Source organism: Paucibacter sp. JuS9 (assembly GCF_044043925.2).
Taxonomy (GTDB): Bacteria; Pseudomonadota; Gammaproteobacteria; order Burkholderiales; family Burkholderiaceae_C; genus JAUASW01.
Genome location: NZ_CP194172.1, coordinates 2449996 through 2463137 on the forward strand (window position 1 = coordinate 2449996; position 13142 = coordinate 2463137).

The window sequence follows — 13142 nt, forward strand, 5'->3', positions numbered from 1 at the left end:
TGCCCACTAGGATTTGATGGAACCGATGTCGCAGCGCGCTTTGCGGTGCCCGTCACGCTCGCTCGGACATCAGCGTCCCAGCCACCATCAACGTCGGCAACTACCGAGATGAACTGCGGAAGTGCCGATTCCAGCAGGATCGTTCATGTCCATTGATTCCACTTTTCCACCGGGCTTGCGCCGCCGGGACCTGATCGGTCTGCTGGCGCTGCCCAGCACGCCCTCCATGGCCCGCCCTGCCACGCTCGATCAAGCCCTCCATGCGCTCGTGAACGATCGGCAGTGCCCTCTCACCGGCCTGTCGGTGCTCGTCAGGCGGAACGGACGCGTGGTCTATGAGGCGCAGTTCGGTTGGCGTCATGTGGGCCCTGACTTGCCCGTCACGCGCGACACGATTTTCCGTATGGCATCTGTCACCAAGCTGGTGGTCGCCATCGGGGTGATGCGCCTCGCGGACGCTGGCAAGCTCGACCTGGACGCCAACTTGGACGAACTCCTCGGCCACCGTCTGTTCAAGTCACTATGCTTGCGGCACTTGCTTAGCCATCGCAGTGGACTCACTGACCGCGGCACCGACTACACCGACCCCGCGGTTGACCTGCGGCAGCTGCTCAGCCAATCCGGCCCCACCTGGAATGGCCATGAGCCCGGCAGTTGGTTCGAATATGCCAACATCAACTTTGCCGTGGTGGCTGCGGCCATGGAGCGCGCGACCGGCTCGCGGTTTGATCAGCTGATGCAGAGGCTGGTTCTGGATCCCCTCTCGATGCAGGGCGGATTCGATCCTGCCAGCCTACCGGTCAAGCAACTGTCCCAGGTCGCCACGCTCTACCGGAAGGCGCCTGACGATGATGGCCCTTGGGACACCGCGGGTCCTTGGGTGCCCCAAGCAGACGACTTCCTTGTCACCCCGCCACGCCCAGTCCTCGAGGATTCAGCCGGCTATGTTCCGGGATCGCGGGGTGCGGCGTTCGGCCCCCAGGGGCGACTTCGTACCCGTGTTGCCGACCTCGGAACGCTGCTGGCGGTGCTGGTCGATGGGGGCAATTACCGAGGTCAAACCTTTCTCAAGCCGGAAAGCCTTCGAACCTTAATGTCAGAGACCTGGCGATCTGACGGGAACAACGGAGACGACGGGGCCGGCATCTTCCAGGCCTGGGGCGTCGGGATGCAGCATTTCATCGATCGAGGACGCGAGGGGTGGGGCGATCGACTGCTACACAACGGTGGCCTTCATGCCTGGGGACATCTGGGCTTCGCCTATGGCTTGGTGTCGGCCTTCCTGATGGTGCCCGAGCGCCAGTGTGGCATTGTGTATGCCATCAGCGGTACGGGCGCCAACCCTTCGATGCACCCTGGCCAACGCAGCAGCTTTCCAGCGTGGGAAGAGCAGCTCCAGGACTTGCTTTGGAATGAAGCCTTGCGAGGCTGAATGTTCGGGAGTTCAGAGCGCAATCGCCGAATCGACCATATCTATCAGGCATGTCCGGTGGGCTGCCAGCGCTACATACGTCCGTGGACCAAGTTCCGATTGACAGATGCATCAACAGATCAGACGTGTGCATTCCCTTGAGCTGCCGCCGCTTCAGTGGACCTGCGGATTGCGCAGAAGACAGTAGCGCTGCAAATGCGTAGGTTACCGTCCAGCGATCTGGGGCCGAATCACCGAAAGACCCACGCTCAGGTCGTCTTGAATTCTTCAATGCGGATCAATATCGCTTGACCCTTGTTGACGCAGCCAGCGAAAGTGCCAGCAACACGCAGATCAGGCCGAAGGCCAGTTGGTAGTTCTTGTTGATGTCAAACAGCACGCCGGTTGCGAAGATGAAGCACGCGTTCATCGAGCGCCACGAGCGTGAACACAGCGTGCGGCGCATGTGTCAGGTCATGAAGGTGCATCCCAGCGGCTACTAAGCCTGGAAGGCCGAGCCTGCGAGTCCTCGCGCCCAGGATTGTCTCGGTTTGGGCGCAAATAGTCCCGATTCCGCCCTTCAGCAACACTCACGCGGTCTTTGACGCCCGCCGCGAATCGTGTTGCAGCCTCTTCATTGCATTGCAATTGCGACTCATTCTCATTTATAGTGACTGCATGTCCACTTCAATCCCCGCCCCAAGCCCTTGGCCGATGGCGCCTCCTGCAACGGCACCGCGCCTGAGCAGCCAGGCCCTGTTGCAGGGCCGCCGCGAGGTCGAGATCGAGCATGCCGGCCAGGTCTATCGCCTGCGCCTGACCACCCTGGGCAAGCTGATCCTGACCAAGTAGCCCTTCGCCTTTCACCTGTCATCACCGCACCAGCCAGCCCGCGCCAGCCCGTGCCAGTCACCTCACAAGGACTCGCCCATGCTGTCGCGCAAGACTCCGGTCGCGCTGGCGCTCGTCGCCCTCTTCGGCTCTGCACAGAGCCAGACCGCTCCCACCACCACGCCCGCTGCTGCTGAACCCGCTCGCCTGGGCGAACTGACGATCAGCGCCACCCGCACCGAACGCAGCACCGACGCCGTGCCGAGCACGGTGACGGTCTACGACAAGAAGCGCCTGCAGCAGCGCGAGGGACGCGACCTCAAGGACCTGCTGGAAAACGAGGTCGACGTCGCCATGCGCGCCGTCGCACCGCGCTTCACCGCCGCCGGCGCCTCGACCGGCCGGGGCGGCAACGAAGGCATCAACATCCGCGGCCTCGAGGGCAACCAGGTGCTGATGATGATCGACGGCATCCGCATGCCGCAGAGCTTCAGCTTCGGCGCCTTCGCCAGCGGCCGCGCCGACTATCTGGAGGTCGACATGCTGGCCGGCGCCGAGGTGCTGCGCGGCCCGGCCTCGGCCCAGTTCGGCAGCGACGGCCTCGGCGGCGCCCTGAGCCTGCGCACGCTGTCGCCGTCCGATCTGCTGGTGAACGGCAAGCAGCAGGCCGGCTTCCTCACCCTCGGCACGCTGAGCACCGACCGCTCGAAGAAGGCCACCGCCGCCTTCGCCGCCGCCTCGGGCGACTGGGAAGGCTTGCTGATGGCCACGGTCCGCAACAGCCATGAGACCAAGAACCAGGGCGAGAACGAGGCGCAGAACAGCACCCGCACCACGCCCAACCCGACCAACATCTCGACCGAGACCCTGATGGGCAAGCTGGGCCTGAAGCTGAACGGCAGCCAGCGCCTGATGGCCACACTGGAAGCGCGCCGCCGCAAGATCGACACCGATGTGATCACGGCCCGCGCCGCGAGCTTCAGCGCCGCCACGCCGACGGCCGTGGTCTCGCTGCTGGCCAACGACAAGCTCGACCGCCAGCGCTTCTCGCTCGAGCACCGCTACGAAGACCTGAACGCCGAATGGCTGCAGTCGCTGAAGACCACGGTCTACATGCAGGACAGCCAGACCCGCCAGTACGCCGCCGAGGACCGCTATGTCTCGGCCGACCGCACGCGCGACGGCTACTACAAGGAGAAGCTGATCGGCCTCTCCAGCATTGGCCAAACTCAACTCAGTCAGTTGAGCGGCCAGCGCCTCAGCTACGGCCTGGACCTGAGCCGCAACCGCATCTCCGGCCTGCGCGACGGCAGCGTGCCGCCGGCCGGCGAGACCTTCCCGAACAAGCCCTTCCCGGACACCGACTACCTTCTCGCCGGCGCCTTCGTGCAGGACGAGATCGAGGCCGGCGACTTCAGCCTGATTCCGGCACTGCGCTTTGAGCATTACTCGCTCAGACCTAAGGCCGACGGCTACACCGGCGGCACGGTCGTGGCACTCTCCGACCAGGCCGTCACGCCGCGCCTCGGCCTCATATGGCGCGCCTCGCCAGGCTTCCAGCCCTATGCGCAATGGGCCCAGGGCTTCCGCGCACCGACGTCGGATCAGGTCAACAACGGCTTCGCCAACCCCACCCAGGGCTATCGCAGCATCGGCAACCCGGACCTGAAACCCGAGCATGCGAACAGCCTGGAAGTCGGCCTGCGCGGCAAGCTGGCCGAGACGTTGCACTGGCAGCTGAGCGCCTACGACAACCGCTACCGCGACTTCATCAGCCAGGAAGTGGTGAGCGGCGCCGGCACCACCAGCAATCCGCTGGTGTTCCAGTACGTCAACCTGGCCACCGCCCGCATCCGCGGCACCGAGGCGCGCCTGATGTGGCAGCCGCTGGCCGGCCTGAGCTTCAGCGGCGCGATCTCGCAGACGCGCGGCCACAGCGAGCGCGCCGGCGTGCAGACGCCGCTGGACACCGTGCAGCCAACCCGCGCCAACCTCGCCGCTCGTTGGGAAGTTGGCGACTGGGACCTGCAGGCCTCCTGGCTGCACAGCGCGGCCAAGCAGGCTTCGCGCAGCAGCACGGCCACCAACTTCCTGCCGCCGAGCTACGACGTGCTCGACCTGGGCGCCAGCTACCGCATCAATCCCTCGCTGCGCCTCGCCGCCTACGTCACCAACCTCACCGACAAGAAGTACTGGCGCTGGTCCGACGTGCGCGGCATCGCCGCCACCAGCACCGTGCTCGACGCCTACACCGCTCCCGGCCGCCAGCTGCAGCTCTCGCTGCGCGCCGATTTCTGATCGAGGAAAGGAACCCGACCATGCAAGCCAGCTTTGACCACATCCGCCAGGCCTTTGCCACTGCCCGCCAGCCAGCCCAAGACCAAGCCCAGGCAGGGCCCGCCCGCCACCGCGACATCGCGGCACAGCTGGACCTCTCCGAAGGTGAACTGATCGCCGCGCACTGCGGTGAATTCGCTGCCGGGGAATCGCCGCTGCAAGCCCGCCGCCTGCGCGAGGAATGGAGCCTGCTGATCGAATCACTGGAACCGCTGGGCGAGCTGATGGCCCTGACCCGCAACGAGTCCTGCGTGCACGAGAAGGTCGGCGTCTACGCCCATGCCAGCACGCAGCATGGCGTGGCCCTGGTGCTGGGCGGCGCCATCGACCTGCGCGTGTTCTATGCGCAATGGGCCCATGGCTTTGCGGTCGCCGAACGCCTCGCCGACGGCGCGATCCAGCGCAGCCTGCAGTTCTTTGATCCCGCCGGCCAGGCCGTGCACAAGATCTTCCTGCGCCCGGGTACCGAGGTCGCCGCGTTCGAGTCGCTGGTCGGGGTGTTCCTGGCCGAAGACCAGCAAGCCGGCATCGAGTTGGGCGCCGCCTGGTCCGATGCTGCCGAGAAGCTCGACGCGGAGGTCGACGTCGCCGCCTTCCGCGAGGCCTGGGCTTCGCTGCGCGACACGCACGAGTTCTTCGGCATGCTCAAGCGCTTCGGCGTCTCGCGCACCCAGGCCCTGCGGCTCGCCGATGCCGGCTTCGTCCAGCCGCTCGCGGCCGCCAGCGCCCAGGAGCTGCTGAGCCGCGCGGCCCAGGAAGCCGTGCCCCTCATGTGCTTCGTCGGCAACCCCGGCATGATCCAGATCCACAGCGGCCCAGTGAAACGCGTGGCCGTGATGGGCCCCTGGCTCAACGTGCTGGATCCGGGCTTCAACCTGCACCTGCGCGAAGACCACATCGCCAGCGCCTGGCTGGTGCGCAAGCCCACCAGCGACGGTCTGGTCTGCTCGTTGGAACTGTTCGATGCCAGGCAGCAGCTGATCGCCCAGTTCTTCGGCGAGCGCAAGCCCGGCCAGGCCGAGCGCTGCGACTGGCGCGAGCTGCTGGAAAGCCTGACCGACACCACCCCGCTGGAGGCCGCATGCTGAGCCGCCGGCAACTGCTGGCGCTGGCGCCGGCCGCGCTGGCCCTGCGGCCCGCCGTGGCAGCGCCCGCCCAGCGCGTGGTCAGCGTCGGCGGCTCGCTGACCGAGGTGGTCTATGCGCTGGGCGCTGAGGGCTCGCTGGTCGGTGTGGACAGCACCTCGGTCTACCCGAGCGCGGCCCGTGCCCTGCCCGATGTCGGCTACATGCGCACACTGTCGGCCGAGGGCCTGTTGGCGCTGGCGCCCACGCTGATACTGGCCACCGAAGACGCCGGCCCGCCGCCCGTGCTGCGCCAGCTGGAGCTGGCCAAGGTGCCGCTGCACATCCTGCGCTCGGAGCACAGGTTCGAGGGCCTGCTGGCCCGCATCGAGCGCGTTGCCGAGCTGCTCGGTCGCGCGCCGCAGGCCAAGGCCCTGGTCGAGCGCATGCGCACCGACTGGGCCGCCGGCCAGCAGCGCGTGCAACAGCTGGGCCAGGCCGGCAAGCCGCCGCGCGTGCTCTTCGTGCTGGCCCACAGCATGGCCCAGCTGCGCATCTCCGGTGAGAGCACGGCCGCCGATGCCATGCTCGGCTATGCCGGCGTTCGCAACGCGTTGGCCGGCGTCAGCGGCTACAAGCAGCTGACGCCCGAGGCCGCCATCGCCGCCGCGCCGGACGTGATCCTCACGACCAATGAAGGCCTGCAGGCCGCCGGCGGCATCGCGCCGCTCCTGCAGGCACCGGGCCTCGCGCTGACGCCGGCCGGCCGCGCTAAACGCGTCGTGTCCTTCGATGCGCTGGAACTGCTGGGCTTCGGACCGCGCCTGCCGCAGCTGCTGCCCAAGCTGGCCGAGTCGCTCTACAAGGCATGAAGCAAGACCTGACGCTCGGCGGCCCGGTCCTGCCCTCGCGCAGGCTGCCCCGCCCGTCGCCGGTCGTGGTGATGGGGCTGCTCACCCTGCTCGCGGCGGTGGTCTGCGCCCAGCTTGGCGCTCTGCCGATCCCGCTCGGCGACTGGCTGCTGCCGCCCTGGGTCGAGAGCGAAGGCTTCAGCGGCAGTGTCCATGTGCTGTGGCAGCTGCGCCTGCCGCGCCTGGTGCTGGCCCTGGCGGTGGGCGCAGCGCTGGCGCTGGCCGGCTCGCTGGCGCAGGCGCTGTTCCGCAACCCGATGGCGGACCCGGCCTTGCTCGGCGTCAGCAGCGGCGCGGGCGCGGCCGTCGCGCTTTCGCTGACGGTGTTTGCCAGCCTGCAATTCGCGCTGCCGCCGCCCCTGCGGATGTGGCTGCTGCCGGTCGTGGGCTTCGTCGGAGCGCTGGTGGTTTGCTTCGCCCTGGAGCGCATGGCGCGCTGGCTGGCGCCGGGCTCGATAGCCGGGCTCTTGCTGACCGGCCTGGCCTTGCAAGCCATGTGCTTCGCGCTGATCGGCCTGTGCAGCAACCTGGCCAACGACGAGCAGCTGCGGGCGATCAACTTCTGGACGCTGGGCTCCCTGGCCGGCGCCAACTGGATCATGGCGGGCGTGATGCTCGTGGCCCTTGCCTTGGGCGGCTGGGCGGCGCTGCGCATGGCGCAAAGGCTCAACGCGCTGGCCCTGGGCGAAGCCGCAGCGGCCCATGTGGGCATCGAGGTGCAGGGCCTGCGCGTGCGCGCCATCGCCCTGCTGGCCCTGCTCAGCGCGCTGGCCGTGGCCTGGTGCGGCAGCATAGGGTTCATCGGCCTGATGGCACCGCATCTGGCACGCCAGTTCGTGGGCGCCGACCAGCGTCGGCTGATCCCCATGGCCATGGTCAGCGGCGCCCTGCTGCTGCTGGTCGCCGACACCCTGGGCCGCACCGTGGCCGCACCGGCCGAAGTGCCGGTGGGCGTGTTCAGCGCACTGATAGGCGCGCCCTGGTTCCTTTGGCTGCTGCGCGGCGCGATGCGCCGAACGGGGAGTGCTTAGTGAGTGCCCTATTGCATGTGAATGATGCGGCGCTGCTGCTTGGCCAGCAGCGCTTCGGCCCCTTCCAGCTGCGGCTGCAGCCGGGTGAGCGCGTGGCCATCCTCGGGCCCAGTGGTGCCGGCAAATCCACGCTGCTGAAGCTGCTGGCGCGTGAGCTCCCGCCGGCCAGCGGCGAGCTGGTCTTCGAGGGCCGTGCCTTGCAGGACTGGCCGGTGGCCGCGCTGGCGCGCCGCCGCGCCGTGCTGCCGCAATCGCATGCGGTCGCCTTTGGCCTGCCGGTGGAACTGGTCGTGGCGCTGGGCCGCGTGGCACTGGGTCACATGGCACGGGGTCACGATGGGCAGCAGGCCCGCATCGTGGAGCTCGCGCTGGCGCAGGCCCAGGCTGCGCACCTGAGCGGCCGCCGCTTCGACAGCCTCTCCGGCGGCGAGCAGGCCCGCGTGCAACTGGCCCGCGTGTTCGCGCAGACCTGGGACCAGCGCGGCGGCCTGCTGCTGTTCGACGAGCCCCTGGCCGCGCTCGACCCCGGCCTCACGCTGGAGCTGATGCAGGCCATGCAGCGTTTCGCCAGCGAGCGTGGCCATGCGCTGGTGGCCGTGCTGCACGACCTCAACATCGCGCTCAATCATTTCGAGCGCCTGTGGCTGCTGCGCGAAGGCCGCATCCTCGCGGACTGCGATGCCGTGCCCGCCTGCCTGCCTTTGCTTGAGCAGCTTTACGGCGTGCGCCTGCGCCTGCTGCGCGACGCCGAAGGCATCGCCGTGCTGGCCAGCTTGGGCCGCGCGATGGCGCAGGCGGCGTGATGAACAAGACCGGGCTAGTGCTGACCCTGGGCGTGCATGGCCTCATGCTGCTGCTCGTCATGTCGGGCAGCCCCCTGCAACCCAAGGCGCAGGCGGCCGTGCTGACAACGCGCTTGATTCCGGCAGCGGCTGCGCCGGTCTCCTTGCTCAAGCTGCAGGAGCCGGCGTTGCCGATGCCGGCCCTGTCCGCGCCGCTGCCGACGCCTGAAATCCAGATCAACGCCAGCGCCGAACCGGCTGCCGCGCAAGCTGCGCCAGCCGCATCGCCAGCCGTCGCCATCGTGGCAAGGGCAGCAGCGACAACAGCGCCCAGCATCGCCACCGCCGATCCGCCGCCGCCCTCAAGCAGCTACCAGCCCGCCTCGCTGCCGCCCGAGCATGGCAGTTGCAGCGCACGCGGTGTCGAGCGGTACTACCCGGCGCTGCTGCGCGAGCGCGGCGTCCAGGGTCATGTCTTGCTGCGCGTGCAGGTCGATGAGCAGGGCCGCGCGGCCGAGGTCCTGGTGCAAGGCGGCAGCGGCTGGCGCCTGCTAGACGACGCGGCCCGCCAGATCGCGCTGGCCTGCCCGTACCTCCCGGCCCGGCGTGGCGAGCAGCGCCTGCCGGCCTGGGTCGAATACCCAATCCGCTTCGCCCTGCATTGAGCAGCAATTGATTCCCGAAAGGAGGAATGCCATGTGCGACAAAGAGAAGAACAACAGCAGCCACATTTTCAGCCGCCTGCCCCTCGAAGTCGGCGGCCCCAGCGCCCCTTGCAGCTGCCCGTGCCCACGGCTGTGAGCCTACTCGGCTCGCGCCGGCGTCGGCTGTGGGAGCGGCGCCTGATGTGCGACGACACATTGAGCTCTATCAAGGTCGGTTGCTGGTGCGCCGGGGTCTATGAAAGATGCGCAACTGGCTAGAGCTTCATCTCCAACCTCAAGGTCCAGATGGTGTAGGTGCGCCCCCAACTACGGCCATTGACGATCTTGTCCGGGGTAGTGGTGAAGCTGTCGTTCTGATAGTCCAGGGGCGCAAGATTGGCTGCTGAGAGGCGTAGCACTGTGTTGGTGTCGAAGCTCCAACTGGCGTATCCGTCCAGCACCTGCTTCTTTGAGTTGCGGGACGCAACTTGCTGTGTCTGTTGCAGTGTTGTCAGTGGCGTGTAGTTGAGACTCGCGCCCAAGCTGAGCGGCAAGCCCTTCAATCGGTAGTCGCCGCCAAGATTCGCGACGAAGCGTGGCTGTTGAGCCAGGCGGTTGTGCGGACCAGGGATGCCATCGACCGATGACTTGTAGAGGCTTAGATTGCTGCGTACGTTGACGGGCAAGGCGTCTGCAATGAACTGGTCAAGGCGGAACTTGGCTTCGAGCTCAAGACCTGCCGTCACTGCTGAGCTGATGTTGCGTGGGCGGGAGACCCAACGCGGAGCATCGGACCAAGCCACGCCGTTCTCCAACTCCGTCATTCGGCGCACCAAGTTGCTAATTTGGCGCAAGAAAATGTTGGCACTTAGCAGCCCACCTTTGCTTAGGTACTGTTCGTAAGCGACGTCAATACCGGTCGCCAGTTCGGGCTTTAGCAGCGGATTGCCTGCGAAATCTGCGTAGATAAACTCGTTGCTTGTTTGGCAGCGCCCGCCGGATGGGCAAGGGTATAGCGAGTTGACTGTGGGCCGGGCAATCATGTCGTTCAGTTCGGGCGCGCGGTAGCTGCGCGTGAGACTCAAGCGGATTTGATCTCGGCCCTTCTTGGGATCGTCGCTGAACTTATAGAGTGCATGGAACAAGGGCGTGAACACCCGAGAGGTGTTGCTGACGTCATAGTTCTTTGCTGTGCTTTCCGTGTTGATAGCCTCCCAGCGAATGCCCGCATAGAACGACCACTGCTTACCCACGTTCCAATCATCTTGGGCATAGACAGCCAAGCGACGACTGCCTGCGTCGAGCTGATCGCCGAAGTCGAGCAGGTAGTCGCAGGAAAGTCCGTTCTCCGTACAACGGCGGTCCTGTTTCATGCTCCGCCCCTCAGTCTCTATTCCGGCGACGAAGCTGTGGTCCTCCATCAGCGGTTGAGAGAACTTACTGCGCAGGCTCCAATTGCCATTGTTGGACTGGCTACGATCTTGACGCGCAGTCACTAAAGTGGCGCCTTTGAACTCGCTGGTGTCGTTCGTGAGTGTGCTTCCGAAATGCCCCAGGGTCGCGCTTGATTCCAACTTGCCGTCGCTCCCAATGCCGGTGTGCCATTGACCGCCCAGGCCCGCGCCAGAGAAGTTGTTCTTAAAGGTATTGCGATACCGATCAAAGCGCGATAGTGGGTCGCCAGGGAGCGGCGTAGGAGTCTGCGTTCGCAGGTATTCCCCTGCTCCTTTGCCATCGCCAGCATTGAGAAAGGGAGATATCGCCAGCAACTCTCGGTTCGACGGCTTCCACTGCAGCCTGCCACTCACGTTAAGCCCGCGACTGTGGTTCTCGTTCCGGCCTTGAGTCTCTATTACGCTGTCTTGACCGTTGCGCAGGTCGTGTACATCGCTGCGCCCATGGTTCTCGTTGCTGAAGTCCGATTGCTGGGCGTTGACGGTGAGGTTGTAGGTCTTGATGCCCCTATCGTCGAGCTTGTCGTTTCGGCTCCAGTTGAGCGTCGGCCTCAAATTTCCATTCTCTGTAGACACGCCCAATCTAAGCTCATTGACTAGGCGCGGCGGTGCCTGACGGAGCACCACGTTGATAGTCCCTGCGATGGCCTGGGCACCATATTCAGCCGTTGGCGCTCGCATTACTTCGATGCGCTCAACTTGCTCAGGAGGCAGTCTATCCAGAGACATACCTGGTGGCATACGTTCGCCGTTGACGAGGATCTGTGTATAGCCGCCTGCCATGCCTCGCATCCGGATATCTCCTCCGCGGCCAGCCACGCCGCCTGTGGTGACGCCGGGCAAACGCTTCATCAGCTCACTGACCGAACTGTCCCCGTACCGTAAGAGCTCCTCGCGACCGATGACGATCTTGGCCGCCGTGGAAGCGCGACGCGCGTCGTCGTCATTCGCATTCCCAGAGACATTGACGCGATCAAGCTTCTGAGGCTCTGACTCAGGCTTGGCCGCCGTCTTGGGGGGCGCCTTCTCATCTGTCGACTCGGGCTTCCTTGGCTGCTGATCTTGCGCTAAGGCAGGCAATGTCAAGCAAAGAGAAATGCAAGCAATCGACAGAACGGGCGTCATGGGCATAGCAAGTAAGCAAACCAGTGCGCAGGTTGAGGCGTGCGGATATTAGCGTGGAGATCTAGAGCTAATGCTCCAAATGAGCCTTCTCAAGACTGCATGCAGGGTTCCACCTGATGTAAGACCTAACAGGTCGGGTTTGTGGGTAGGTTTGTAAATATGTGCGAATTGCGCTCAAAAAGTGATCTACGAAACGAGGATGCCGATTTGACCAGTGAGCGCTAAGTCCATGGAAAACCTAAGAATAACTGCTGCTGGTCGACGACCGCTCTTGAAATCGACGCTGCGTCAAGCGCGCGCTACTCGCCCAAGTCCGCGGTTCGGCGTAATCCCTCTCAGCAGGATTACGGATGACTTCGACTGCGCAGATCGTTAACGTGATTTTTGAACGGCACGAAGTCGTCAAGCGGGATCACTAAACAACCAATAGCTGCATGACTCAGGCGACAAGTAGCTTGACGCGCGCCGGACGCTTGCCGTCCCACTCTGGAGAGTCTTGCCCGCCAGCGAGGCAACTCCGCGGGAAGTGGACCTTGTGTTGGTACCCATGAAAGCTCCCTCGAATCTCAAAAATAGGACTGTCTTTTTATACAGTAAATACTGTATGCAGTGCCTCGAACGCCGTCAATACGTCAGCGTCACCGGGTCGGCCAGTGCATAGCCGTACTCGAATGCAAGCACCGCCTCTTCGGACAAGATCGAGTCGATGACGACGAAGGGTGCCTGCCCCTCGGCCACATGCTGCAGCGGGATGTAGCAGCCTTCCTCGGACTTCTCGCGGTTTTGGTCGTGCAGCACGGCATGGCTGTGGGTGAAGGTGCCGCGACCGCAGCCTTCACCGGAAAGGCGCACCGGGTAATCGCTGGCCACGAGGGAGGCGAAGGCCATGTGCTAGCCCATGTCCCAGTCGATGTTGACCTCGCCCCGGCCCATGGCCGCGCGAGCGGCCAGGACCCTTTCGACCAACGAGTGGACCTTGAAGGTAGAAGGCAGGGTGGTGATCTTCTCGGCCAGGCGCTTGAACTCGGCCACCGGCAGCGCGGTGTCGCAGCTGGCGGTCCACTTCTTGCCCAGGTACGGCGACCAGTCAGTGGCGTACTTGCTCTTGAAGTTGGTCAGCACTGGGGCGACCGTGTGGCGGCCTTCGTCAGTTGTGGCCAGTGCCTCCACTTCCCTGGCTGCTTGACGGCCACCTCCCCTGATGGCCGTCGACTGATTATTGATAGAAGTCATCGTGCGCTTATCCGCCAACCGGGCCTACGCTTGAAACAACATCACCGATGGAGTCTGGCCATGAGTGCTCTCCCCGTCCCAAGCGATGCCGGTGGCGTTGATCCGCAGGCATCGCGCTTCGTCCGAATTGCAGCGGTCCGGCAGATGACTGGGCTCGGCCGATCAACAATCTATCGGCTTGTGGCTGCTTGCCAATTCCCCCCGCCTGTGCAACTGTCCAGCCGGGCCGTTGGATGGCGGCTATCGGACCTGGAACAGTGGAGCCGTGCACGCAAACCAACTTCACACTAGGGCCGGGATGATCGGGACCAGACCGCCT

At 65.1% G+C, this 13142-nt stretch carries 11 protein-coding genes and 1 pseudogene; 9 read left to right on the plus strand and 3 right to left on the minus strand.

Translation table 11 applies throughout. The annotated features are described in order from the left end of the window. The first annotated feature begins 145 nt into the window (after positions 1-145). A complete protein-coding gene (locus ABT392_RS10970) occupies positions 146-1432 on the plus strand; it encodes a serine hydrolase domain-containing protein (protein ID WP_334275885.1) in 1287 nt (428 codons plus the stop codon). A 277-nt stretch (positions 1433-1709) separates the two neighbouring features. Here ABT392_RS10970 and ABT392_RS10975 read toward each other — a convergent pair whose 3' ends face one another. Next, positions 1710-1877: a hypothetical protein gene (locus ABT392_RS10975; protein ID WP_334276496.1), complete on the minus strand. Its 168-nt coding sequence runs from the start codon at positions 1875-1877 to the stop codon at positions 1710-1712. 248 nt (positions 1878-2125) lie between these two features. On the opposite strand from ABT392_RS10975, the gene hemP reads away from it, so the two are divergent. From hemP to ABT392_RS11010, 7 genes are all read left to right on the plus strand, one after another. Continuing rightward, on the plus strand, positions 2126-2263 hold the full coding sequence (hemP, locus tag ABT392_RS10980) for a hemin uptake protein HemP (protein ID WP_282823787.1): 138 nt from the start codon (positions 2126-2128) through the stop codon (positions 2261-2263). A 78-nt stretch (positions 2264-2341) separates the two neighbouring features. Next, the gene (locus tag ABT392_RS10985; protein ID WP_334275886.1) at positions 2342-4540 is read left to right on the plus strand and encodes a TonB-dependent hemoglobin/transferrin/lactoferrin family receptor; all 2199 of its coding nucleotides are present in this window, start codon (positions 2342-2344) and stop codon (positions 4538-4540) included. Between the two features lie 20 nt (positions 4541-4560). Continuing rightward, on the plus strand, positions 4561-5667 hold the full coding sequence (locus ABT392_RS10990) for a hemin-degrading factor (protein WP_334275887.1): 1107 nt from the start codon (positions 4561-4563) through the stop codon (positions 5665-5667). Then, positions 5661-6515 carry a heme/hemin ABC transporter substrate-binding protein gene (locus tag ABT392_RS10995; RefSeq protein ID WP_334275888.1) on the plus strand — a complete coding sequence of 285 codons (855 nt, stop codon included), beginning with the start codon at positions 5661-5663 and terminating at the stop codon, positions 6513-6515. Before ABT392_RS10990 ends, ABT392_RS10995 begins: the two co-directional genes overlap by 7 nt. Beyond that, on the plus strand, positions 6512-7585 hold the full coding sequence (locus ABT392_RS11000) for a FecCD family ABC transporter permease (RefSeq protein ID WP_334275889.1): 1074 nt from the start codon (positions 6512-6514) through the stop codon (positions 7583-7585). Before ABT392_RS10995 ends, ABT392_RS11000 begins: the two co-directional genes overlap by 4 nt. Continuing rightward, positions 7585-8388 carry an ATP-binding cassette domain-containing protein gene (locus tag ABT392_RS11005; RefSeq protein WP_334275890.1) on the plus strand — a complete coding sequence of 268 codons (804 nt, stop codon included), beginning with the start codon at positions 7585-7587 and terminating at the stop codon, positions 8386-8388. The genes ABT392_RS11000 and ABT392_RS11005 overlap by 1 nt, the downstream gene beginning before the upstream one ends. Next, complete coding sequence (locus ABT392_RS11010) at positions 8388-9032, plus strand: energy transducer TonB (protein WP_395385764.1); 645 nt, start codon at positions 8388-8390, stop codon at positions 9030-9032. Before ABT392_RS11005 ends, ABT392_RS11010 begins: the two co-directional genes overlap by 1 nt. A 254-nt stretch (positions 9033-9286) precedes the next feature. On the opposite strand, the gene ABT392_RS11015 is transcribed toward ABT392_RS11010, so the two are convergent. Continuing rightward, complete coding sequence (locus tag ABT392_RS11015; protein WP_334275892.1) at positions 9287-11590, minus strand: TonB-dependent receptor plug domain-containing protein; 2304 nt, start codon at positions 11588-11590, stop codon at positions 9287-9289. Between the two features lie 633 nt (positions 11591-12223). Beyond that, a pseudogene (gene sucA, locus ABT392_RS11020) lies at positions 12224-12748 on the minus strand (2-oxoglutarate dehydrogenase E1 component); the annotation flags it as partial. 135 nt (positions 12749-12883) lie between these two features. Between sucA and ABT392_RS11025 the strand changes: the two are divergent. Beyond that, on the plus strand, positions 12884-13114 hold the full coding sequence (locus tag ABT392_RS11025) for a helix-turn-helix transcriptional regulator (RefSeq protein ID WP_334275893.1): 231 nt from the start codon (positions 12884-12886) through the stop codon (positions 13112-13114). Positions 13115-13142: the final 28 nt, after the last annotated feature.

Bases quoted from the DNA above. Each gene is read 5' to 3' on its own strand.
- ABT392_RS10985 (WP_334275886.1), top strand. From the start codon at position 2,342: ATGCTGTCGCGCAAGACTCCGGTCGCGCTGGCGCTCGTCGCCCTCTTC.
- ABT392_RS11025 (WP_334275893.1), top strand. From the start codon at position 12,884: ATGAGTGCTCTCCCCGTCCCAAGCGATGCCGGTGGCGTTGATCCGCAG.
- ABT392_RS11010 (WP_395385764.1), top strand. From the start codon at position 8,388: ATGAACAAGACCGGGCTAGTGCTGACCCTGGGCGTGCATGGCCTCATG.
- hemP (WP_282823787.1), top strand. From the start codon at position 2,126: ATGGCGCCTCCTGCAACGGCACCGCGCCTGAGCAGCCAGGCCCTGTTG.
- ABT392_RS11000 (WP_334275889.1), top strand. From the start codon at position 6,512: ATGAAGCAAGACCTGACGCTCGGCGGCCCGGTCCTGCCCTCGCGCAGG.
- ABT392_RS10995 (WP_334275888.1), top strand. From the start codon at position 5,661: ATGCTGAGCCGCCGGCAACTGCTGGCGCTGGCGCCGGCCGCGCTGGCC.
- ABT392_RS10975 (WP_334276496.1), bottom strand. From the start codon at position 1,877: ATGCGCCGCACGCTGTGTTCACGCTCGTGGCGCTCGATGAACGCGTGC.
- ABT392_RS11015 (WP_334275892.1), bottom strand. From the start codon at position 11,590: ATGACGCCCGTTCTGTCGATTGCTTGCATTTCTCTTTGCTTGACATTG.
- ABT392_RS10970 (WP_334275885.1), top strand. From the start codon at position 146: ATGTCCATTGATTCCACTTTTCCACCGGGCTTGCGCCGCCGGGACCTG.
- ABT392_RS10990 (WP_334275887.1), top strand. From the start codon at position 4,561: ATGCAAGCCAGCTTTGACCACATCCGCCAGGCCTTTGCCACTGCCCGC.